The organism is Shewanella japonica (assembly GCF_002075795.1).
Taxonomy (GTDB): domain Bacteria; phylum Pseudomonadota; class Gammaproteobacteria; order Enterobacterales; family Shewanellaceae; genus Shewanella; species Shewanella japonica.
Genome location: NZ_CP020472.1, coordinates 4,496,245 through 4,519,952, shown reverse-complemented (window position 1 = coordinate 4,519,952; position 23,708 = coordinate 4,496,245). Strand labels below are relative to the sequence as shown.

Below are 23,708 nucleotides of genomic sequence, written 5' to 3'. Positions count from 1 at the left end.
GCGTTAAGTAAAATAAAAAATGTAGGTTTCATTGAGCTATTACAACTGACCTCGAGCCAAGGAGACTTTGATGTTATCTGTACCCACTAATTCTGTATCTGGCATAAATGCCTTTATGCCACCTCGCCGTACCCTTATGGGACCAGGCCCTTCGGATGTGTATCCTGAAGTGTTAGCCGCCCAAGCTAGGCCAACAATAGGCCACTTAGATCCATTGTTTGTTGCGATGATGGATGAGCTGAAATCCTTAATTCAATATGCTTTTCAAACCAATAATGAAATGACTTTAGCTGTTTCTGCACCAGGGAGTGCGGGAATGGAAACGTGTTTTGTTAATTTGGTCGAGCCGGGTGAAAAAGTCATTGTTTGCCGTAATGGTGTGTTCGGTGAGCGCATGCGCCAAAATGTTGAGCGTGTAGGTGCTACAGCGGTTGTTGTTGATAATGAATGGGGCGAACCTGTATCTGTTTCAGCAGTAGAAGCTGCGTTAAATGCAAATCCTGACGCTAAGTTTTTAGCTTTTGTTCATGCTGAAACCTCAACCGGTGCTTTATCAGATGCCAAAAGCTTATGTGCCTTGGCTCAACAACATGATTGTATTTCCATTGTTGACGCTGTGACATCACTAGGTGGGGTAGAGCTGCGTGTGGATGAATGGGGCATTGATGCGATTTATTCGGGCAGTCAGAAATGTCTTTCATGTGTTCCTGGTATTTCTCCAGTGTCATTTTCAGCCAAAGCAGTAGAAAAGATTAAAAGTCGCAAGACCCCTGTCCAAAGCTGGTTTTTAGATCAAACCTTAGTGATGGGTTATTGGGGTAATAAAGATACCGGCGCTAAACGCAGTTATCATCATACTGCACCAGTGAATGCCTTATATGCATTACATGAATCACTGCGTTTACTGGCTAATGAAGGCTTGGAAAATGCGTGGAAACGTCATCAGGATATGCATCAAATATTACGTGATGGACTTGAGCAGTTAGGGCTGACTTTCGTCGTGGATGAAACGTGCCGTTTACCGCAATTAAATGCGGTTTATATTCCTGAAGGGGTTGATGATGCTGCAGTGCGTCAGCAGTTACTCAATACTTATAATTTAGAGATTGGTGCTGGACTCGGTGCATTAGCTGGTAAAGCATGGCGTATCGGCTTGATGGGTTTTGGGGCTCGCCGCGAAAACGTAGCCTTATGTCTACGAGCGCTAGATGAAGTGCTTAACTAATCTTAATGCAGTCAGTTGAGATAAAATAAGGTTAAAAGAATGGCATCCCAAAGGATGCCATTTTTGTTAGATCATTATGTATTAAGCGTCAGCAGACAATTTTTTTTCTAATTCGTCCACTTGTGCTTGCAGTGCTTCGAGCTTTTCACGAGTTTTTAATAACACGTGCTGTTGTACTTCAAATTCTTCTCGAGAAACCACGTCTAACTTCATCAGTTGGCTTTGAAGCACCTGCTTAGAACGCTCTTCAAATTCGCCAGCGAATTGCTTAACGCCGCTAGGAAGGTTTTCACTTAACTGCTTAGCCACTTCTTCAAGTTTTTTTGGATTAATCATCATCAATTCCATATTAAATTAGGTTTCTAGTCTATGGGGTAATTGTACCTCAGCAACCGGCCATGTCCAAAGTTATCGATTAAGCCTGTGGGTGGGTTCACCTTAGTCGAGTGATACGATCGTCATTGGTTTTTTGATCACAGCAGACATTTAAATTTATTGATTGTCGATCGTGGCTTTCTGGTATGATCGCACTCCGTTTATTTTGGTTATTGGTAAAGTCGTCAGCATGAAGTTAAATCCTGGGCAAAATGATGCCGTTCACTATGTTTCTGGACCTTGTTTAGTATTAGCGGGTGCAGGCAGTGGTAAAACTCGGGTAATTATTAACAAAATTGCATACTTAGTTGAAAAGTGCGGCTATAAAGCACGCAATATTGCTGCGGTGACTTTTACTAATAAAGCGGCACGAGAGATGAAAGAGCGTGTGGCTCAGTCCATGGGACGCAAAGAAGCCAGAGGATTATGGATCTCGACGTTCCATACATTAGGGCTTGAGATCATTAAGCGTGAACATAAAGTGGTTGGTCTAAAGGCTGGCTTTTCATTATTTGATGATCAAGATACCTTTGCGCTGTTAAAAGAGCTGACTGAAGATGAACTTGAAGAAGACAAAGATTTAATTAAAGCGCTAGCCGGTGCTATTTCAAATTGGAAAGGCGACTTAGTCGTGCCTGATGTGGCAATTAAACGAGGTGGAGATGAGCAAACACAATTGTTTGCCAAGCTTTATCAACGTTATGCCCAACATATGAAAGCCTATAATGCGCTTGATTTTGATGATTTGATTTTATTGCCAACGCTTTTATTGCGTCATAACGAAGAAGTCAGAACACGCTGGCAAACCCGTATTCAATACTTGCTAGTCGATGAATACCAAGACACAAATACCAGTCAATATGAGCTAGTGAAGCTGTTAGTGGGTGAACGTGCTCGCTTTACCGTGGTAGGGGATGATGATCAATCCATCTATTCATGGCGGGGAGCAAAACCGCAGAACTTAGTCTTACTGGGTAAAGATTTCCCTAAACTTAAACTGATTAAGTTGGAGCAAAATTACCGCTCAAGTCAGCGGATTTTAAGAGCAGCCAACATTCTCATTGCTAACAACCCCCATGTGTACGATAAAACGCTGTTCAGTGAACTTGCTTATGGTGAGCCACTGCGTGTGTTGTTTGCCGCGAATGAAGAGCAAGAAGCTGAGCGAGTCGTTGCTGAAATTGTTCGTCATAAGTTTGTCGGCAAAACTAAATTTGGTGATTACGCCATATTATATCGAGGAAATCACCAGTCTCGTTTACTCGAACGGGCATTGATGACCAACCGTATCCCTTATAAATTATCTGGTGGCACATCATTTTTCGCTCGGGCTGAAATTAAAGATATCATGGCATATTTGCGTCTGGTCGTTAATCCAGATGATGATAATGCGTTTTTACGTGTAGTGAACTTGCCTAAGCGTGGAATCGGCCCAGCTACCTTAGAGCGCTTAGGCAACTATGCGAACCAAAAACATATTTCGATGTTTGAAGCGATTTTTCAAGCTGAGCTTAATCACCATTTAGCGCCAGCGGCGATGTCATCTTTGTATCAATTCGGAAAATTTATTGTCGATACTGGAGAGATAGCAACTCGTGGTGAGCCGGTAGATGCGATCAAGCAGTTAATTCGTAAAATTAATTACGAAGATTACTTGTACGAAACCAGTACCAGCGCCAAAGCTGCAGAAATGCGGATGAAGAATATTTCTGAGCTTTATCGTTGGGTGACGGAAATGCTGGAAGGTGATGAGCTTGATGAACCGATGACGCTACCTGAGGTGGTAACACGTCTTACGTTGCGAGACATGATGGAACGAAACCAAGAAGATGAAGGCGGTGACCAAGTTCAGTTGATGACGTTACACGCTTCAAAGGGGTTGGAATATCCCTATGTCTTTATGGTAGGTACTGAAGAACGAATTTTGCCTCATCAATCGAGTATTGATGAAGATAATGTCGATGAAGAACGTCGTCTCGCCTATGTAGGAATTACACGTGCGCAAAAAGAGTTGTGGTTTACTATGTGCCGTGAACGTCGTCAGTTTGGTGAGACTATGCGTTGTGAGCCGAGTCGCTTCTTAATGGAGTTACCTCAAGACGATTTGATTTGGGAAAACCGCAAGCCTAAACAAACTGAACAAGAGAAGGTGCAATCTGCTAAAGCGAATATTGCTAACCTAAGAGATATGTTTAAAAAGTAAACGGTAATGCCAAGGTTGAGTGCGAGGTTAGCTTACGGCTTCTTTAACGTCATTATGATCTGTTAGGACAATATTAACGATAGAAAAAACGTTACCTTGCCCTTGGCTATAGCCCAGTTTTGATAAACTTTGCTTCTGCTCTGAAGTATTTATACCTTCTGCATACATATCAAACCCCAATGTTTGAGCGATAAGCTGATAGGCTTTAGCCAGTTGCAGTTGTTTTTCATTGAGTAAGTGTTGGCTAACATCGGCATCGAGTTTTAACGCTTTAATCGGTAAAAAGCTTAAGCTACTCAGTGAACTATAACCTGTTCCATAACCATTTATTCCAATATTGACACCCATTTCGGTTAAAGACTCAAAGGCACTGATATGGTTAGTGCTGTCTTGCACAAATGACTTCTCGTGAAAGAATACCCATAGCTTTGTGGCACAGATACGACTGCGCTTAATGGTGTTCTTTAAGCTGCGAAGGCCGTACTTATGCTTAATGTGCTGACTTGATAGTGGAATATGAAAGTGAATGTTGTCACCTAATCCATTTGCTAAAGCTTGGTAGTGTTGATCAATATATTGAAAAATATAATCTTCTAACATCATCATGCTTTGCGTTTGCTCGGCAAGCGCTTTTAACTGATGGTTATCAATCTTCCCTTCATTAGGATGGTGCCAGTAGCTAATTGGCTCATAGGCTAAAATATGGCTTTGATCGAAAGTGACGATGGGCGTTAGCTCTACTATGATTTCATTGCGCTCTAGGGCGTGTAAAAAGTCTTGCTCCAGCGCGATACGTTGATTGAAGCTGTATTCGGTTTTCTGGTCAAAAACAACATAACAGCCTTTGCCTTTTGACTTTGCTTGATACATTGCAGTATCGGCATTACGCAATACTGACTCACTGTTATCTGAAGTGTTAACAGAACTGTAAGCCACGCCAATACTGGCACCAGAAATCACTTGCTGTTGAGCTAATGTGTATGGCTCTGCAATAGCTTGCAAGATGCGCTCACATACATCTTCGGCATCTCGGTGCTGGTGGATGGAGTCGAGTAAAATGACAAATTCATCACCGCCCAAGCGAGCTAAAGTGTCATTGTCTCGAATACACATTTTTAGCCGAGTTGATGTTTCAATCAAAAAACGATCACCTTCAAGGTGACCTAAGGTGTCATTGATTTGCTTGAAGCCATCTAAATCAATAAATAACAGAGAAAACTGCTCGTTTTGATGACGTCGAACATGCTTAATGGCTTGTGATAAGCGCTCCATGAAAAAGCTACGGTTAGGTAAACCGGTTAAATTGTCATGTTTAGCATCGTAAACCAATTGAGCTTCGATTTTTTTACGTTGCATGATTTGACGTTGTAAGTTGTCATTGATCTCAGCAATCGCTTTGGTGCGTTTTTCGACCTTATCCTCAAGTTGCTCATAGCTTCGCTTTAACTGCTCAGCGGCAAGTTTACGCTCAATTGCATTGGCAATATGCTGCGAGACAAAGGTGAGTAGCTCTAAATCTTTAGTGGCAAAGGAGTTTTTGTCGGTCAGACTGTAAATCGTTAATCCACCGGCTATTTCCCCGTGAATGAATAACGGAATACCAATCCATTGCTTCATAGTTTGAGTGTGGTTTAAATCGGGATTACTGCCATAAATCTCACCCGCAGTAATCATCCTTTTAATGTCTTGCTGATTTAACAATAGTGGTTGCTGGTGCTTTAAAATATACTCTGTTAAGCCATCCTTTAACGCCCTTGGTTTAGGCGCTTCGGCGTTCATCTGCGAGACATAAAAAGGAAAAGATAAGGTTTGTGATGGCTTGTGTACTAATGCGATAAAACAGTTGTCAGCAGGCAGTAATTGGCTGATGACTTGATGGATTTGTGGGTAAAACTCGGCTTGAGTCACATCAGATGCGGATAAATCAGCGATTTGAAATAATGACTTTTGCAGTTTCTCTGCTTTAACACGCTCAGTAACTTCAAGTTTTACTTTGTCATACGCTTCGCTGAGTTCTTTAGTACGTTCAATAATTGCTATTTCAAGCTCTTCATTGTGACGCAGTCGCTCCATAACACCTGAAATATGGTGGCAAATAAAGCCCATTAATTCGAGTTCGAGCTCACCATAGATAATATCGTCGCTGTAGCTTTGAACGACCAATACTCCTGAGACATGGTTATTGTGTTTGATGGGAACGCCGAGCCATTGAAGGCAAGGTGAACCTAAGCCATCAATTTTTCCTTCTTCGACCAATTCATTAAAACGTCGCTCATTACAAAAAAGTGGTTCACCGGTTTTTAGCACATAACCTGTAATGCCACGCTCTAATAATGATGATATTTCTTCATCTGGATATAGCTCTGATGGGTGGGGATCTTTCTCATCAGCAAAAAAAGGTAAGGATATGGTGCCAGTTTGATTATCGAAAAAGGCAATGAAAAAGTTATCGGCATGGATCAAGCTTTGCAGATGACTGTGGACACCTTTATAGAAAGCGTCAAGTGAGATCGCTTGGGTAGCAATATTGGAAATTTCTAATAGCGCATTTTGAATGATTTCTGCGCGCTTATATTTTGTCGCTAAACGTCTAAGCCTCGACACCCTTCTTTGTAGATGTTCGATATTATTAGAGTGATTAGGGAAGGCTCCCTTTTCCATATGACTCCTTCAATCCTTTTATGCTAACTACCCACACTTGAGTATATGAAGCTTGAGCAACAAAGGGAACTATTAGTTAGTCCTTTAGGCTGAAATATGAAAATATCTCTTTTTAGCAGCTAAGTATTAGACGTTTATTTTGAAAATTGCTTAAAAACCTCACAATTTACTCAAAACTTGAGCAAACGAACAAAAAAGTTTTAAACAAAGGTGGACGTGAAGGTGATTTATCCCTATTATGTGCGTCGCTAACCAAGACGAGCGCCCATAGCTCAGCTGGATAGAGCGTACCCCTCCGGAGGGTAAGGCCGAAGGTTCGAATCCTTCTGGGCGCACCATTCGGTAAGGTCGTTTGTTAGCAAGATTGAAATCAGTGGTGATTGTAGCTCAGTTGGTAGAGCCCCGGATTGTGATTCCGGTTGTCGTGGGTTCGAGCCCCATCAGTCACCCCATTCAATCTACATTCTATTTATAGAATATCTCGGTGATTAGCGCAGCCCGGTAGCGCATCTGCTTTGGGAGCAGAGGGTCAGAGGTTCGAATCCTCTATCACCGACCAAATTTTTGTATTCCAATTAGTGATTTATTTTTGATCCTTTCAAATTGGCCTACCGTATTAATTTACAACTTAGTGATTAGCGTTTATTGATTACGTATCACTCACTCTATTAGAGTGGAGCTAAGGCTTGCCTTGTTAGACTCAACATATCAATACGATTTCCGGTGATTAGCGCAGCCCGGTAGCGCATCTGCTTTGGGAGCAGAGGGTCAGAGGTTCGAATCCTCTATCACCGACCAAATAAACAAAAAAGCCACTCTTTGAGTGGCTTTTTTGTGTCTGATATTCTGTCAGCTTAAATCTCATGCGGGCTAAAGTCATAAAAAAACCACTCAGTGAGTGGCTTTAATAGCAGTAAACAGCTTAAAAGGTAATTGCGATAGGCGGAGCAATAAACCCTTGGTAAGCATCTAAGCGCATTGAAGTAAATCGCTCGAGCTGCTCTTGCTGTTGTATACCTGTCACGATAACTTGGATATCTAAACCTTTGGCGACATTTGCTAAGGCGCGACATAGCTCAGTATTATGTTGGTCATCTTCCATGTAAGCAAAAGATTGATCGAGTTTTACATAGCTTGGACGTAGGCTTTGTAAGTAGCTCATTGAGCCAAACTGGCGACCAAAATGGTCAATACCAAACTTGGCGCCATTATCTCTGATAATGTTACACAGATTTTCGCAATTATCTAAGTCGCTATACACACTGGCCTCAGGGATTTCAAAGCAGATCCTTTCAGGGAATGCGGTATTACGCAGTAAACCTTGTAACCATGAATGGAAATGCGGGTCACTGATACTCTGGAATGTGAGGTTAATCGCTAACGGCTCATAGTTTCGCTCAAGCAGGCGGTTATCGATCACGGTTTCAATGAGGCATTGATCCATTAAGGTACCTAAAGACAGTAACTCCACATAAGGCATAAATTGACCGGCATGTTGAAGTTTATCGTTAACCATCAACTGACAATATACCTCACGCTGACAGACTTCTTCGTTTTCAGTTAGTAAAACGGGCTGCCATCTAAATTGGAATTTTTTGTTTTTAATGGCATCAGTGAGGTTATCTCGCCATTGTTCGCGGCTAAATAGTTGATGCTCATTGGTCTCAAACCAATGGAATACCTTGTTGTCTTTTAATGATTTTTGCAGTGCATTATCAGCCTGAGCCAAAATATCACTGACCGTCATGTGCCCTGTACGTTCAGCCACACCAATTGCGAAACCTTCATTAGGCTTACAGCCTGCTTTAGAAATTTCTTTATTCAAGGTTCTTAGTAAGGTCTGTAAGTACTTAGTGAGTTGATCGTGTTCTACATCCGTTACTAGAAAAGCAAATTCATACGCAGCAATTCGGGCAATGACGGATGGGGATACCTCGTTTAAGTGATGCTCAAGTTTTTGTGATAATAACTTGATGGTTTCATCACGAACTTGATAGCCATACTTACTGTGTACTTCTTCTAGCCAATCAAACTTAGCTAAAAATATGGCACCACTACTCGGCTCACCTAACCAGCCATTTATTCGACTGACCATGTATTGTCGATTCGGTAAGCCAGAAACTTGGTCAACTAAATTCTTTTTACGTAGGGCTGATACTTCTTCATCTAATGAGCTAAAGACTTGTTTTAGCTGTGCAGACATACTATTAAATGCGCCGACTAACTCTTGTAGTTCTTTAGTTTTTGGCGCTGGCATATCAGGGCCAAACTGACGGTTTGCGACCTTTTTAGCATGTTCTGATAGTGCGTGTAATGGCTTGAGAATGTAGCTTAAGCCAAAACGTGCGCAAACGATGGCAAGTAAAAATAGAATTGAAAAAATGATAATTGTATTAGAAATAATGCGCCAAAGCTCATGGTAACCAAAGCCTGGATGGGCGGTAATTTCAATTTTAGCGAGTTGTAACCAGCCAGAAGTGATAACACTTTCTTTAGTGATGGTCGTAAACAAATCTAAGTCGATAAACCATTGAGGCACGCCTTCGATACGAATGGCGTTATTCCAAACTTGTTGTTTACCGTCAACCAGCCAAGTCAATTTGATTTGCTGATAATAACCGCCTTCAAAAATGACATTCACTAAAGTTTCAGCCGCAACGTCATCGCCACTTTCTAAAGCAGGCACCAGCATAATACCAAGCGAGTGACTGGCATTGTTGAGATCTGAATCCATTTGCTTAACGAGAAAGCTTTGGGTTTCTGTAAATTGAACATAACCTAGACTGGTTATAACCAATAAAAATAAACCAAACAGTAACGCATAGATTTGACGAAAAAGGGTCATCTTGGCCACTACTCCATTTTTTGTTTAGGCTGCCGTAACCGGTCTATGCCCAACCTTAATTTTAAATCATTCCATTTTTCAAGACGCGAGGAAGAGCCCGCAAGCACACCTCGTCCTTTCTCTTTATTAAGCCATAGTTGCTTACCATTGAAGCTGTAAACAGGCAGCAAATCATTTCTTTTGGTAGCAGGCTTAATCACTGGGTCTAAATTATCTAGCACCAATGGGATTGCCCCAGGGGTTTCATAATAAGCTAAGACCATATGGTATTGGTTTACAGATGTTGCTTTAACCATAGTAATGCGTAACTTATCTTCAGCAATACCGACCTGAAGGAGCGTAAAATATTTGGCGATGGAAAAGTCTTCACAGTCGCCTGCATTGACGCCGATAAACTCCATAGGGGAGGCCCAATAATTCGACTCCCCCCAGACTTTATTATCATCGACAAATTTAAATAAATTAAAAAAGCTATTCACTTTTTCAAGCTTGGCTATATCGTCAAGGTTTTGCGCGTCATTGACGATTTTAAACCAAGCTTTAGCACGCTTTCCGGCGCGTTCACCGTATTGATCTGATAAGGCGCTGATCGTTTTCTGTGCATCCATTGTTGCCGGAGCTGCTGCGTAAAGCCCCGACACAATGAAAATAGATGCCAATAATGGGTAACGGCAAGCTCGCGTAACACTTTGTAATTGCGAATAACCCTGCTTTGGCAAAAATCAGTTCCTTACATTAAAAGCTTATTGATCAACCGTGTATATGTGCCACTTCATATCTGTTCTTTGATCATCGCCTGTAACTTCAGCAATAACACGTCTGTTTGCTTCATTTGCTTCAGGCGTACCACTTAAATCAATTGGCTGATCATAGCTGTAGCCAATTGCCGTTAAACGTGATCTATCGATATTGAAGGTATCAACTAAGACATTCACAACATTATCAGCACGTGCTTGTGAAAGCGTTAAATTGTGCTCATATGTTCCAGTTTTACTGCAATGTCCCTCTATAGTCACAACCGTATTAGGGTATAACTTCATCAAGTCAGCCACTTCTTCTATTTGTTGGTAAAAGCGTGTGTTGATATGATCTGAGTCATTTTCAAATAAAATCTCTAACTCTTGGCGTTCGTTGATTTCGCTAATTGTCGGGCAGCCATAATTATCTATGCCTGCGCCAATGACGGTATCTAAACAGCGCTCACGTGCCACAATAACGCCGTCTTTATCGTTATCGTTTAAATCGAATTGCTGCTCAGTTGGGCTGTCTGCGGTGACGATATCACGCATTGAACAGCCCACCGTTAGTGTCATGCTGAGTAGTAAAATGAGGTATTTCATTATTTTACTCCTCCTTCGTAGTCACGTTCACCTTGCCAAATATCTGGTCGAGTAACACGTAATGAATCTAGTAACTGTCCAGTTGCATTCAATAAGCGATATTTTGCAATCGTTTCATCATATTCTGTTTGTAGATAGTCCTGACGGGCTTGATAAAGTTCGTTTTCAGTATCAAGTAAATCTAACAAGCTACGTTGCCCTAGGTTAAATTGCTGAGCATAAGCAACTTGAGTATCTTTTGAGGCAATAACATGATCACGAATATATCGCTTTTGCGGCGCTAACATTTCATAAGCATTCCATGAAAGGTGCACACCTTCAACGACTTGACGATGAGCACGTTGGCGGATTTCTTTCGCTTCGTTAATTTTGTAGGCGGCTTCCTTTTCTCGTGCGAGATCTTTACCGCCAGAGAATAAGTTGTACTTCACTCGAACCATACCAACCAGATCATTACTGTAACCATTCACATAAGGGTCAAGTGTGGTTCCTGTGCCATAACCATCTTCACCATCAAGGTTATTATTCCAGTTACCGTTTAATTCTAATGAGAATTTTGGATAGTAATTAGATTGTGCTGAACTGCGCTCACTATCGGCGGCTTTGATATCACTACTTGCCGATTTTAATATTGGGTGGTTGTCTTGGGCCATGATGACACTCTCTGCGATGTTAGCAGGGAGTAAGTCTATATCAGGCACAGGAACAACTAGGTTTTCAGGTGCAACTTCAACGATGCGAATATATTGGGCTCTTGCATCAGAAAGGTTGTTTTTAGCTGACATCAGGTTGGCATTTGCACGAGCCAGTCGACCAGAGATTTGCGATAAATCAGCAATCGAGCCTAAACCTGAATCAGTACGTTCCTTAATTTGCTCATAAATTTCTTTATGACTATTTAAGTTTTTCTCTGAAAGCACCAACAGTTGCTCAGCTTTAATGTAATTCATGTACACTTTACTAACTTCGAGTGCGATATCTTCTGCAGCGGCGAATAACGCCCATTGCTCAGAACTCGCTTCGAAAGAAAAACGGTCAACTTCACTACTTGTATAAAAACCATCAAACAGCATTTGTTTGATACTAAATCCTGCTTCACCTCGTTCAAGTTCCATGACGCCTTCATCCAGATTGTCATTTCCTGGCTGTCTTTTACCACGAGTTGAAGGACTGTCAGTTTGTTCCCATCCATAGGCCCCTGTTAAATCTACAGTTGGCATATACCCAGCAATGGCTTGGTTAACTTGTTCTTCGCGTGCTTTAAAACGGTTAAACGCAATACGAAGCTCAGGATTGGTATCCAGAGTGTGTGCAACAGCCTGCTCTAACGATTGTGCGTTAAGCAAAGGCGTTGCAAAAATTGCTGACATTGCCAATGCGAAGATACTCAATTTACTGCATTGGTTAATGTTAATTTTCATGTAAAAAACCCTCCCGGTTTTTTGGCTAATTCTCTCTAAGTGCTGTTTCTTTTGCCCGTAATATCGGGTTCAAAATGTACTCAAGGATAGTTCTTTGCCCGGTAATGACGTCCACTGATGTGAGCATGCCGGGAATAATTGGCATCTTTGTGCCATCGCTTTTTGTTAAATTCGATTCTTCAGTTCTGACACGTATAGTATAGAAGCTATTGCCTTCTTCATCTTGACTGGTGTCTGCACTGATATGTTCAACAGTGCCTTTAAGGCCGCCGTAACGGGTAAAATCATAAGCAGTGACTTTGACGACAGCGGGTAAGCCTGGGTGCAAAAATGCAATATCTTGTGGTGTAATTTTAGTTTCGATTAATAGCTGATCTTCTGAAGGTACGATTTCAATAATCTCTTCTCCTGGTTGAACTACGCCACCTAGAGTATTGATATGTAATGTTTTAATGGTTCCGTTTACCGGCGAAGTAATCACAGCTTTATTAATTTTGTCAAAAGCACCAATTTGGGCTTGGTTCATACGAGAAAGCTTAGTTTGCATCTCGTTTAAACTGGCACGTAAATCAGCAGCATAAACGAATACAGCTTCACGTCGTTTTAAAATTGCCTCATCCATCGATGCTTTTAGCTTAGGGCGCAATAAGCGCATTGTTTTTAATTCACCTTGGATGTCGTTGACCGTGCGTTCGAGTTTAAGTAACTCAACTTCGGGTACAATCCCTTTTTGGGCTAATGGTTTCGTTAATTCAAGCTCACGAGAAATAAGCTGGTAACTTTTAGTTAGTGTAGAGATTTTAGACGTCAGCTCTTCTGTTTCTTGTTGGCGCTGTTGTATTTGACGCACCAAAATTTCCAGTTGATTGGTAAGGTTGTCAAGACGGCCTGAGTATTCTGCTTGCTGGTTTTTAACTAAGTCAGGTTCTTGTTCAATAATTTCATCAGAGAATACTAAAGGTTGTTTGGTGATTTTGACTTGTTCTCGCCAGTTAGACGACATATCAGAAATAACGATGCTATCAAGTTCAGTGCGCATACGTATAACATTGGTTTGTAAGCTATACACTTCTTGTTCTTGTTGGGCAAAGTCTGAACGAAAACGAATATCATCAATTTTAACTAGCGGTTGCCCTTTAGTGACGATCATTCCTTCTTGAACATATATCTCTTGCAGTACACCGCCATCGAGACTATCAATAAGTTGAATTTGAGAGGAGGGGATCACTTTTCCCATTCCAGATGTCACTTGATCTAACTCAGAAAAATAAGACCAAATAAAGAAACATAAGGTCATGGCTGCCAGTGACCATATGATAAGACTATGGCCACGAGGGGAGTCTGTCATCATGGCGCCATAGACATCATCAACCATCTCTAAGTCGTGATTCGATAATTTATTACTCATGAGGCACGACCTCCTGCAAGTAATCCATTATTGAGCTTTTCTAAAATGCTGTCTTTTGGCCCATCAGCTATTACATGGCCTTTGTCTAAGACAATAATGCGATCCACTAAACGCAATAAATGCATTTTATGGGTAATCAGTAATAGTGTACGGTCTTTACTGACATGTTCCATTGAACGAATAAATTGTTTTTCTGCTCGTGCATCTAGGCTTGCAGTAGGTTCGTCCATTAATAATACTGGCGGGTCATTGAGTGTCGCTCGAGCAAGAGCCACAGTTTGTCGTTGGCCACGACTGAGCGATAAGCCACCTTCACCAACTTGTTGATCTAAGCCTTCTGATTCAAGGTTGGTAAACATACTGACCCCAGATAGTTGCACCGCTCGGATCAGTTGATGTTCGGTGACTTGACGGGTTCCAAACAAGATATTGTCTTTAATTGAACCATGAAATAAGGTGACATCTTGCGGTAAGTAGCCAAAGTTACTGCGTAAGTCACTTGGGTGAATTTGACCTGAATCTAATCCGTCATATCGAAGGCTACCCTGTGTTGGTTTATACAGACCAACCAGCAGTTTTGCTAAGGTACTTTTACCTGAACCATTGCGGCCAATGATGGCAATTCTCTCACCTGGCTTAATATGCACAGAAAGTGGATGTAAAACCGGTTTTTCAGCTTCTGGGAAAGTAAATGCGACATTATCCGCGTCAATTTTACCTTGTAAACGCTGTTTGCTAACGAGATGGCCTTTGTTTTCAAATTCTTCTTCTTGATTCATCACTTCATCAAGTTGTCGCAATGAGCTGGCTGTTTGATTGCCTCGCGTAATCAGGCCTGCTAACTGTGCCATGGGTGAAATCGCTCTGCTTGAAAGCATCACCGCTGCAATGATGCCCCCATTGAAATTGCATTATCAGCGACGCGGTAAACCCCTAATATAACGACGCAAACTACGGTGAGCTGTACAACAAAATTAGCAACATTACTGACTGAGTTTGTTAGTTTTTTTGATTTTAATTGCCAGTTAGCTGTATGGCCTATCATCTGCTGCCAGCTTTTTTGAACAAGCCCTTCAGCACCATTGGCTTTAATCGATTCAAGAGCTGTAAGACTTTCAATTAAATGACCATGTTTGAGGCTTGAGAAACGGTTACTTTCTTCAATAGCAGCTTTGAGTTTGGGCTGAATAAAGAGCGTAAAACCAATAATGATAATACCGCCTATTACTGGAATGACGGCTAGGTCTCCCGCCACAATATATATAATGGTCACGAACAAGAGTGCAAAAGGTAAATCAACCAATGTGGTAATGGTTGCTGAGGTTAAAATTTCACGAATACTATCGAACTCACTGAGCTGTCGAGCCATGCCGCCGACACTGGGAGAGCGTTTTGATAGTGGGATCCCAATGGCTTTGGCAAATAACTTTGAAGACACAATAATGTCGACTTTTTTACCAGCTATATCAATCAAGTAACTACGAAGCTGACGTAGAATTAAATCAAACAAATAGGCGATTCCTGCCCCAATCGCTAATACCCATAAAGACTCAAATGCTAGGTTGGGTACCACTTTATCATAGACATTCATGATAAATAGAGGGGATACCAGTGCAAACAGGTTGACTAATACTGAAGCGATTAATGCGTCTCGATAAATGGGAGCAGAGTCTTTAATACTTTGAATTAGCCAGTGAGTGCTATTGTCATGGATATGAACATCAAAGCTGTTATCTCCACGAAACTCCTGCTTCACAAGAAATAAATAACCCACATAAAGGGTTTCGAGTTCTTCTACTGTGAGGGTTTCTTGTCCGCCTGTTTCTGGCAATTGAATAGTGACTTGATCCGCATCAATATCAATTTTTCGTAAAATACAGGCTTTTTTATCTTTCAATAATAAAATACAAGGTAGCAAAATATCCGAGATTTGATTTAAATCTTTACGGGTCAATTTTGCGGATAAACCGCCACGAGAAGCGGCTTGTGGCAGTAACTCTGGAGTAATGACAGCACTAGTCAATGGTAAGCCTGCCGCAAGTGAATCACTTGAGCAAGGCGAACCAAAATGTTCAGTCATTAACACAAGACAATCAAGCAGAGGATCGACAGTTGTTCGCTGTGAAGCCGAAATCGTCCACTGTTCTTGTTGGTCAGACGCAGTTGCTGGCACTTATAACTTATCCTTTGTAATTATAGTTTTGTTAAGCACAATGTGCAGACGCTAACATATTACTACGTAGCGTCAACAAATTGTTGTATTTAAGGAATAATATTACCATCCAGGTTATTTTCCAATGGATCGATTGCTGCAGCATTTTGTGCGGATGCGTTATCTGATGTATCGACGATTAAAGCGCCGTCATCTAGCAGTCCGTTAATGATTTCGCCATTAGCTGAACTACCGTAGATGTCAGTTAAATCAACACCGTTTAGCACGATTTTTTGATCAGCAGTGCCATCTAGATTAACGTCGACATCAATAGTGGTATTGTTACCGTCGTAACTGAAGCTCAGCATGTCTTCTAAGTTAGATAGATCTTCATTCACCAATAAATCGCGTAAATCTAAGCTATCTTTACTGGTGTCGAAGTCAGTGATTGTGTCACTGCCGGTGTCATTGGCATTCCATGCGAAGGTGTTACTTCCTTCACCGCCACTTAAGACATCATCACCTAAGCCACCGATAAGTAAATCATCACCTAAACCACCGATAAGCATATCGTTACCTTCACCGCCAATGAGTACATCATCACCGGCTCCGCCCTCAAGAATCGCGTCAGCAAAGTACAAGCTGCCTGTTGCTCCTGAGTTTCCATCGGAAATATACGTACCAGTTTGGATGGTTCCGTCACTTAAGGTAATCGTGAATGTCGCACCAACTAAACTTGCGCCAGTGTCACTACCTAAATTATCGGTATCAAACGCAAACCAGAATTCATCTCCGTTCGTGAAGTCTCCTGCCGTAAATACTGCGGTCAGTGTTCCGCTATCTTGCGTCATATTGGCAAAGATATTTGAATTACTGTCATTAATGCCAACGGAGTCAGTTCCTTTTACTAAATTAGACTGACTGACGTCTACTATCGCATTGGTATCACCTCCACCTCTGAGATTAATTTCTATTTGGGTGATAGATATTCCTGCAGCGAGCAATGCTGCTTCAAAACCGAACTGGTTGGAAGCATTATAGGTATCTCCTGATTTCACTGTTGCTTTAATCAAAGAAGATGCCGGATTAACAGCAGTTGACGTCGCAATGATAATATCGTTTTCTGCTGTACCTGTGAGGACATTGGAATTTTGATAATCAATGGACACTTCAGCTGTGTCACTGGCACCATTGCCTGTTAAAGTATATTCAAAAGAATCTTCATCATTTGCGGCAGTAACAGTGACAGCGTCGTTTGCTAATGAAGCATTGGTTCCGTTGACACTTGTTACCTGAGCATCGCTTGGCGTTGCATCTCCATGGGTTAAATACTCAGTTGCAATCGTGATATTACTGCCTTGAGCTTGGTTAGTAATGACATTATTTACATTGGCATCGAGTGAAGCGTAGTAATCGATATTGATAGCTAGGTTCAATGTATCTGAGTCACCATCATTATCGATAATTGTGACTTCGATATTTTCTTGCTCATTAAGAATGTTTTCTGTCGAATCAATAAAGTAACTATATTCACCAGTTGAGAAATCAATGGTGAATGTCGCGCCAAGCGCAGTGGTGATAACTTGGATCGGATCTGCCATATTAATCGAGTAAGTCGTGTTATCGACAACGATTTGGTTAACATAACCGCCATCGGCACCAACTAATACACCCGTAGAGCTAGTACCGAGAATACCTAAACTGCCACTAACGGCATTGGACTCGAAATAATCAAGAATTGTATTCGTTAAATCGTCAGCATCGTTAACTTTGATCGCATGCTCTTCTTCTGTTATTTCAGTCGTTTGAGGGTAAGAAATTGGGTAAATTTCATCTAAATCTGCATTGCCAATACCGATACCGAATGAAATATCATAATAAGTATCAAGGTAGCTTTCCCAGTTACTCTGTAAAGTTCCATCAATATTGTGTCCACTTGAAGGCACACCGTCAGAGATAAAGTAAACAAAGCTTTGGTCTGCTGGTGGTAAGACAACATTCGACATCACTTCATTCAAGGCGCTATCGTAATATGTACCACCGCCAGCTTGTAATGCATTTAAGTAATTAATGGCGCCATCGATATCATCAATTAGCCAGCTAGAATTACTAACAGAATCTGAGTAAGCAACAATTTGAACATTCACATTACCCGTTGAGTCGACTTCATTGATAAGTGCTGTTAATGATTCTATTGCTGTTTCTAGGTAAGTTTTACCATTACCTGCACTGTTGTCCATACTGCCTGACACATCTAATACTAAGGTCAAGTTTGTTGTGATAGGTGCAGCACTTGCTTGCAAGTTCTGCTCAATATCATTCACCATCGGCTTATCATCAGTAATTGATACCGTTAAAGTGGCACTGCTCGTGTCACCAACACCGTTTTCGATGACGTAATTGAAGTTCTCTAAAACATCGTTACTGGTTGTATTTGTAGACGTTAATTCATACTGATAGTCACCCGCTCTAAAGCCGTTGCTATCATCGGTGTAAACGGTTAATACACCATCTGCCGTCGTTATTGAGATAATGCCATTGACAGGTACGACACCTTCAATACTCGTAATGACTGTGCTACTACTAACACCAGAGTCATTATCAAGTAAGTTTCCGGTTGCAATGTGCGAATTGGTTCCTTCTTCAGTACCGCCTGCCAAACCTGCTTCGGATACAATAGCGGCATTATTTTCAGCAAGTGGGGTCGAATCTTGGTTTACAGTTAATATCGCTGTACTTGAATCACCATCAATATCTGTGAGCTGGTAAGTAAACTCCTCACTAGAAATTACACCATCACCAATGGAAGAAGCTGTGATTGCATTAAGGCCATATGTTGTACCTGAATTTGCTGAAAGTACCAAATATTGGAACGGCGAGCTGGTAGAGATATTAAGGCTATTACTATTCGTTGTACCTGTCTCTACTAGATTGCCATCTGCATCATAAACGGTCCAAATGACGCTTTCAGAGTTACCGACATTGGTTAAGCTAATGTCTAACGCATTGAAAGGAGCTTCAGAGCCAAGGTCAATAACAAGTTGTTCGCCATTGCTAATGGTAGAGTTGCTGACCCCAATTCTAGAGCCATTATCTCCGACGTTATTACCAGGCACTCCTAAGCTATCGAAGTTAAACGATGCTCCACTACCAAAGCCATATAATGAAACCCCATTATTATTGACCAAGTCATTGAATGATAAGCTATCAATAATCGTATCAGTTTGAGTTGACTGGTATTGATAACTACCATCTTGGTTGATGGTGAGTACACCTTTATCTGTGGTGATAGTCAGGTTTCCATCAGCATCAAAACCGTTATAAGTCACGTCACCAAACGTCACACTTGTTATCTGTGCACTATCAGCGCCAAGGTTATCAATTCCGGAGCCATCGGTTCCTGCTGCCGTTATGACATCACCAAATGCTAAACCACCAAAGCCAACATGGTCTGTATCATCTTCAGCTACAGGAGCTGTATCATTTACATCAATTGATACTTGGGTCCAAGAGGAGGCACCAGTTCCATCGGTAGCTTGGTAATAGAAACTATCAACTAGTGTATCGCTACTTGTATGGTCGAGGTTTTGTGGTGCTTCATACGTATAGCTTCCATCGCTATTAATTGTGATGGTGCCACCCAGTGTGGTGGTGAAGCTTTGTCCTGCTTGTGTCGCATCAATGCTATCGACGTCAGAGTTGCCAGGAGCAAATCGAGTTACTGATAAGCTGTCACCTTCAGGATCTGTGTCATTGATGAGTAGATCTGATGCACTAAATAATAGCGATTCACCTTCAAGTACTGCTAATTGATCTGCAACTGTTTCTGGCACTAAGTTAACACCAACAATGTTGATGGTAACTGTGGCGGTGTCGACAGCGCCATATTCATCAGTTAGCGTATATGTAAATGTATCAGTATCTAATTCACCTGCAGTTAGACTGTCGAATGCACCATTAACATCATAGGTGTATGTCCCGTCAGCATTAATAATGAGTTTAGCACCGCTAGTAAGCGTAATCTCTTGCCCGTAGACGTATGCGTTACCGTTGACATGACTGATGTCAAAGTCATGGTTTTGCGCATCACTATCATTAGCAAATAACCCTTCAGAAACATCGCTAATGACCAAGGTTGAATCTTCTTGCACAACGTACGCATCGACTAATGCAGGGCCTGTAACAGTAACAGAATCTAAGTAGTAATCAGATGAGTCTGCGAGTGCTGCGCCGCCGTTGGCTTCGCTAATTGTTGGCGCTGCCTCAAAGACTAATTGGTCAAATACCAGGTTACCGGTATTGATGGTAAAACTACCTGTTGTACCGGTTGAGGTTGTGAAGGTTTCAGAAGCCACTAATTGGCCATTATAGTAAGCGTACCATGTGCCTTGTTCACCACTATTTTCATCAGCGAACATACGTGAAACGCTAAATTCTGCTTGATTAACAAGACCATTGAAATCAATGATTATGGCTTCAGATGTGCCTGTTTCAGAGTCATATTCAATTTGTCCTGAAATTTGACCAGCAGATCGTGGCGAGCCAGCAACGCCTATGTGGTTATCAGCGGCATTGACTGAGATTGCGCCAACGCTGCCATCAGCATTTCTTGCGCTGATAGTAAAGTCAGCTTCTCCATCTGCATTTACTGGGCTTACCCAGTTATTGTCTGAATCTGCTGACGTTATGAATATGGTGCCAACAGCATCATCAACGGCATCAACCGTGTTGTCTGCAATGGTGAGGTTTTCACTATCACCGGAACCTAAGTTACCTGATAAATCTGTGTAGGTATCGTCATTCACTGTGATGCTAGCAGGGCCGCTGTAGCCATCAGTTGGAGTGAATGTGGCTGTCCAAGTTTCACCGCCATCATTTGTAACGAGATTAGTAAGTGTACCACCCGAAACAACGACATCATCAACTAAGTTAAAGTTAGTGACTGCCTCACTAAATGTAAATGTAACCAGGGTTGAAACACCAAACTCAAGAGTGGCGTCTGCGACAGTGATGTCTAATGTTGGTGCGGTCGAATCTAATTCGTCAGTATCATCTGCACTAACAGTATTGCCATTACGATCTTCAGCAGAAGCATCGACGGTGATATCACCATCTGCTAAACCAGAGATATCTACACCTGAAATTGTATAGTTACCGTCATTGTTAACAGTTACACCAGTCACTACTTGCACTGCGCCAGTGATATCTGTGAGAGTCAGCGTTACAGTGCTTCCAGGGGCAACATCGACAGTGCTGCCAGAAATATTTGCTGTTTCAGTTCCATCATTAACCGTTAAGGCGACAGTGATAGAGCCGTCAGTGACATCGAGGTTTTCAGTGTCATTGGCAGACAGGTCATTGCCGTTGCTGTCGGTTGCGGTTGCAACCACTGTGATGTCGCCATCCACAAGTGTAGATAGGTCAACATTATCAACAGAGTAAGTGCCATCTGCATTAACAGCCACATCTGTGATGGTAATTGCAGTGCCCGCAATATCGGTGATAACCAGAGTGACCGTGCCACCTGCTGGAATATCCTGACTAGTACCAGTGATGTCACATTGGTTAGATGCATCAATCACTAAGTCTACTGTTAGCTCAGCATCAACAGCATCGAGGTTTTCAGTGTCGTTGGCCGATAAATCGTTACCGTTGCTGTCAGTTGCGGTTGCCACAACTGTGATGTCGCCATCCACAAGTGTAGATAGGTCAACATTATCAACAGAGTAAGTGCCATCTGCATTGACTGCCACATCGGTGATGGTAATTGCAGTGCCCGCAATATCGGTGATCACCAGAGTGACCGTGCCACCTGCTGGAATATCTTGTGATGTACCAGTGATGTCACCTTGGTTAGATGCATCAATCACTAAGTCTACTGTTAGCTCAGCATCAACAGCATCGAGGTTTTCAGTGTCGTTGGCAGACAGGTCGTTACCGTTGCTGTCGGTTGCGGTCGCCACAACTGTGATGTCGCCATCCACAAGCGTTGATAGGTCGACGTTATCAACAGAGTAAGTGCCATCTGCATTGACTGCCACATCTGTGATGGTAATTGCTGTGCCCGCAATATCGGTAATAACCAGAGTGACCGTACCGCCAGCTGGAATATCCTGACTAGTACCAGTGATGTCACCGTTATTATCGCCATCGATAACTAAATCAACGGTGATGTTGCTTGAAAGGGCATCAAGGTTTTCAGTGTCGTTGGCAGACAGGTCATTGCCGTTTGAATCAGTCGCGGTTGCAACAACAGTGATGTCGCCATCCACAAGTGTAGATAGGTCAACATTATCAACAGAGTAAGTGCCATCTGCATTGACTGCCACATCTGCGATGGTAATTGCAGTGCCAGCAATATCGGTGATCACCAGAGTGACCGTGCCACCTGCTGGAATATCTTGTGATGTACCAGTGATATCACCTTGGTTAGATGCATCAATCACTAAGTCTACTGTTAGCTCAGCATCAACAGCATCAAGGTTTTCAGTGTCATTGGCAGACAGGTCATTGCCGTTGCTGTCAGTTGCGGTTGCAACAACTGTGATGTCGCCATCCACAAGCGTTGATAGGTCAACATTATCAACAGAGTAAGTGCCATCTGCATTAACGGCTACATCGGTGATGGTAATTGTTGTGCCAGCAATATCGGTGATCACCAAGGTGACTGTGCCACCTGCTGGAATATCCTGACTAGTACCTGTGATGTCACCGTTATTATCGCCATCGATAACTAAATCGACGGTGATGTTGCTTGAAAGGGCATCAAGGTTTTCAGTGTCGTTGGCAGACAGGTCGTTACCGTTGCTGTCGGTTGCGGTTGCAACCACTGTGATGTCGCCATCCACAAGTGTAGATAGGTCAACGTTATCGACAGAGTAAGTGCCATCTGCATTAACAGCCACATCTGTGATGGTAATTGCAGTGCCCGCAATATCGGTAATTACCAGAGTGACCGTACCACCTGCTGGAATATCTTGTGATGTACCAGTGATATCGCCTTGGTTAGATGCATCAATCACTAAGTCTACTGTTAGCTCAGCATCAACAGCATCGAGGTTTTCAGTGTCATTGGCAGACAGGTCGTTATCGTTTGAATCAGTCGCGGTTGCCACCACTGTGATGTCGCCATCCACAAGTGTTGATAGGTCAACATTATCGACAGAGTAAGTGCCATCTGCATTAACGGCCACATCGGTGATGGTAATTGTTGTGCCCGCAATATCGGTGATCACCAGAGTGACCGTACCGCCTGCTGGAATATCTTGTGATGTACCAGTGATATCGCCTTGGTTCGATGCATCAATCACTAAGTCTACTGTTAGCTCAGCATCAACAGCATCGAGGTTTTCAGTGTCATTGGCCGATAAATCGTTACCGTTGCTATCAGTCGCAGTTGCCACCACTGTGATGTCGCCATCCACAAGTGTAGATAGGTCAACATTATCAACAGAGTAAGTGCCATCTGCATTAACAGCCACATCTGGATGGTAATTGCAGTGCCCGCAATATCGGTGATAACCAGAGTGACCGTGCCACCTGCTGGAATATCCTGGCTAGTACCAGTGATGTCACCGTTATTATCGCCATCGATGACTAAATCAACGGTCAATTGTGCATCAACAGCATCAAGGTTTTCAGTGTCGTTGGCCGATAAATCGTTACCGTTGCTGTCAGTTGCGGTTGCCACAACTGTGATGTCGCCATCCACAAGTGTAGATAGGTCAACATTATCAACAGAGTAAGTGCCATCTGCATTGACTGCCACATCGGTGATGGTAATTGCAGTGCCCGCAATATCGGTAATAACCAGAGTGACCGTGCCGCCTGCTGGAATATCTTGATGTACCAGTGATGTCACCTTGTTAGATGCATCATCACTAAGTCTACTGTTAGCTAGCATCAACAGCATCAAGGTTTTCAGTGTCGTTGGCAGACAGGTCGTTCCGTTTGAATCAGTCGCGGTTGCCACAACTGTGATGTCGCCATCCACAAGTGTAGATAGGTCAACATTATCAACAGAGTAAGTGCCATCTGCATTGACTGCCACATCGTGATGGTAATTGCAGTGCCCGCAA

11 protein-coding genes, 4 tRNA genes and 1 pseudogene are annotated in these 23,708 nt (G+C 42.3%); 6 read left to right on the top strand and 10 right to left on the bottom strand.

The features are described from left to right. Nucleotides 1-70: 70 nt before the first annotated feature. Entirely contained in the window at nt 71-1,225 is a 1,155-nt protein-coding gene (locus SJ2017_RS19305) for a pyridoxal-phosphate-dependent aminotransferase family protein (protein WP_080917002.1), read from the top strand. A gap of 81 nt (nt 1,226-1,306) precedes the next feature. On the opposite strand, the gene ubiK is transcribed toward SJ2017_RS19305, so the two are convergent. Further along, nucleotides 1,307-1,561: a ubiquinone biosynthesis accessory factor UbiK gene (gene ubiK, locus SJ2017_RS19300; protein ID WP_055026143.1), complete on the bottom strand. Its 255-nt coding sequence runs from the start codon at nt 1,559-1,561 to the stop codon at nt 1,307-1,309. Nucleotides 1,562-1,790: 229 nt separating this feature from the next. Here ubiK and rep point away from each other — a divergent pair, with 229 nt between their 5' ends. Further along, complete coding sequence (rep, locus tag SJ2017_RS19295) at nt 1,791-3,803, top strand: DNA helicase Rep (RefSeq protein WP_055026165.1); 2,013 nt, start codon at nt 1,791-1,793, stop codon at nt 3,801-3,803. Nucleotides 3,804-3,830: 27 nt separating this feature from the next. Here the strand turns inward: rep and SJ2017_RS19290 are convergent, their stop codons facing one another. Beyond that, on the bottom strand, nt 3,831-6,464 hold the full coding sequence (locus SJ2017_RS19290; protein ID WP_080917001.1) for a sensor domain-containing diguanylate cyclase: 2,634 nt from the start codon (nt 6,462-6,464) through the stop codon (nt 3,831-3,833). 261 nt (nt 6,465-6,725) lie between these two features. On the opposite strand from SJ2017_RS19290, the gene SJ2017_RS19285 reads away from it, so the two are divergent. The 4 genes from SJ2017_RS19285 to SJ2017_RS19270 all read left to right on the top strand — a co-directional run bounded on the left by SJ2017_RS19285 (nt 6,726) and on the right by SJ2017_RS19270 (nt 7,262). Next, nucleotides 6,726-6,802, top strand: a tRNA-Arg gene (locus tag SJ2017_RS19285). A gap of 38 nt (nt 6,803-6,840) precedes the next feature. Beyond that, nucleotides 6,841-6,916 (top strand) — tRNA-His (locus tag SJ2017_RS19280). A gap of 30 nt (nt 6,917-6,946) precedes the next feature. Further along, nucleotides 6,947-7,023, top strand: a tRNA-Pro gene (locus SJ2017_RS19275). Between the two features lie 162 nt (nt 7,024-7,185). Next, nucleotides 7,186-7,262 (top strand) — tRNA-Pro (locus SJ2017_RS19270). A gap of 124 nt (nt 7,263-7,386) precedes the next feature. Here the strand turns inward: SJ2017_RS19270 and SJ2017_RS19265 are convergent. From SJ2017_RS19265 to SJ2017_RS21790, 8 genes and pseudogenes are all read right to left on the bottom strand, one after another. Continuing rightward, complete coding sequence (locus SJ2017_RS19265; RefSeq protein WP_055026141.1) at nt 7,387-9,309, bottom strand: bifunctional diguanylate cyclase/phosphodiesterase; 1,923 nt, start codon at nt 9,307-9,309, stop codon at nt 7,387-7,389. Nucleotides 9,310-9,317: 8 nt separating this feature from the next. Continuing rightward, the gene (locus SJ2017_RS19260) at nt 9,318-9,917 is read right to left on the bottom strand and encodes a transglutaminase-like cysteine peptidase (RefSeq protein ID WP_080917533.1); all 600 of its coding nucleotides are present in this window, start codon (nt 9,915-9,917) and stop codon (nt 9,318-9,320) included. Nucleotides 9,918-10,052: 135 nt separating this feature from the next. After that, nucleotides 10,053-10,649 carry an OmpA family protein gene (locus SJ2017_RS19255; RefSeq protein WP_055026139.1) on the bottom strand — a complete coding sequence of 199 codons (597 nt, stop codon included), beginning with the start codon at nt 10,647-10,649 and terminating at the stop codon, nt 10,053-10,055. After that, nucleotides 10,649-12,070 carry a TolC family outer membrane protein gene (locus SJ2017_RS19250; protein WP_080916999.1) on the bottom strand — a complete coding sequence of 474 codons (1,422 nt, stop codon included), beginning with the start codon at nt 12,068-12,070 and terminating at the stop codon, nt 10,649-10,651. Before SJ2017_RS19250 ends, SJ2017_RS19255 begins: the two co-directional genes overlap by 1 nt. Before the next feature lie 25 nt (nt 12,071-12,095). Continuing rightward, nucleotides 12,096-13,478 carry an HlyD family type I secretion periplasmic adaptor subunit gene (locus SJ2017_RS19245; RefSeq protein WP_055026137.1) on the bottom strand — a complete coding sequence of 461 codons (1,383 nt, stop codon included), beginning with the start codon at nt 13,476-13,478 and terminating at the stop codon, nt 12,096-12,098. After that, nucleotides 13,475-15,651 (bottom strand): annotated as a pseudogene (locus SJ2017_RS19240) (type I secretion system permease/ATPase). The gene SJ2017_RS19245 and the pseudogene SJ2017_RS19240 overlap by 4 nt, the downstream one beginning before the upstream one ends. An 89-nt stretch (nt 15,652-15,740) precedes the next feature. Continuing rightward, nucleotides 15,741-20,813, bottom strand: coding sequence for an Ig-like domain-containing protein (locus SJ2017_RS19235; protein WP_244899816.1), 5,073 nt, complete (start codon nt 20,811-20,813; stop codon nt 15,741-15,743). A 2,138-nt stretch (nt 20,814-22,951) separates the two neighbouring features. Beyond that, nucleotides 22,952-23,680 carry a hypothetical protein gene (locus tag SJ2017_RS21790; RefSeq protein WP_080916996.1) on the bottom strand — a complete coding sequence of 243 codons (729 nt, stop codon included), beginning with the start codon at nt 23,678-23,680 and terminating at the stop codon, nt 22,952-22,954. Nucleotides 23,681-23,708 lie beyond the last annotated feature (28 nt).

Excerpts from the sequence above, each read along its gene's own strand:
- SJ2017_RS19255 (WP_055026139.1), bottom strand. The coding sequence starts at position 10,649 with ATGAAATACCTCATTTTACTACTCAGCATGACACTAACGGTGGGCTGT.
- SJ2017_RS19265 (WP_055026141.1), bottom strand. The coding sequence starts at position 9,309 with ATGACCCTTTTTCGTCAAATCTATGCGTTACTGTTTGGTTTATTTTTA.
- SJ2017_RS19250 (WP_080916999.1), bottom strand. The coding sequence starts at position 12,070 with ATGAAAATTAACATTAACCAATGCAGTAAATTGAGTATCTTCGCATTG.
- SJ2017_RS19260 (WP_080917533.1), bottom strand. The coding sequence starts at position 9,917 with ATGGATGCACAGAAAACGATCAGCGCCTTATCAGATCAATACGGTGAA.
- rep (WP_055026165.1), top strand. The coding sequence starts at position 1,791 with ATGAAGTTAAATCCTGGGCAAAATGATGCCGTTCACTATGTTTCTGGA.
- ubiK (WP_055026143.1), bottom strand. The coding sequence starts at position 1,561 with ATGATTAATCCAAAAAAACTTGAAGAAGTGGCTAAGCAGTTAAGTGAA.
- SJ2017_RS19305 (WP_080917002.1), top strand. The coding sequence starts at position 71 with ATGTTATCTGTACCCACTAATTCTGTATCTGGCATAAATGCCTTTATG.
- SJ2017_RS19245 (WP_055026137.1), bottom strand. The coding sequence starts at position 13,478 with ATGAGTAATAAATTATCGAATCACGACTTAGAGATGGTTGATGATGTC.
- SJ2017_RS19290 (WP_080917001.1), bottom strand. The coding sequence starts at position 6,464 with ATGGAAAAGGGAGCCTTCCCTAATCACTCTAATAATATCGAACATCTA.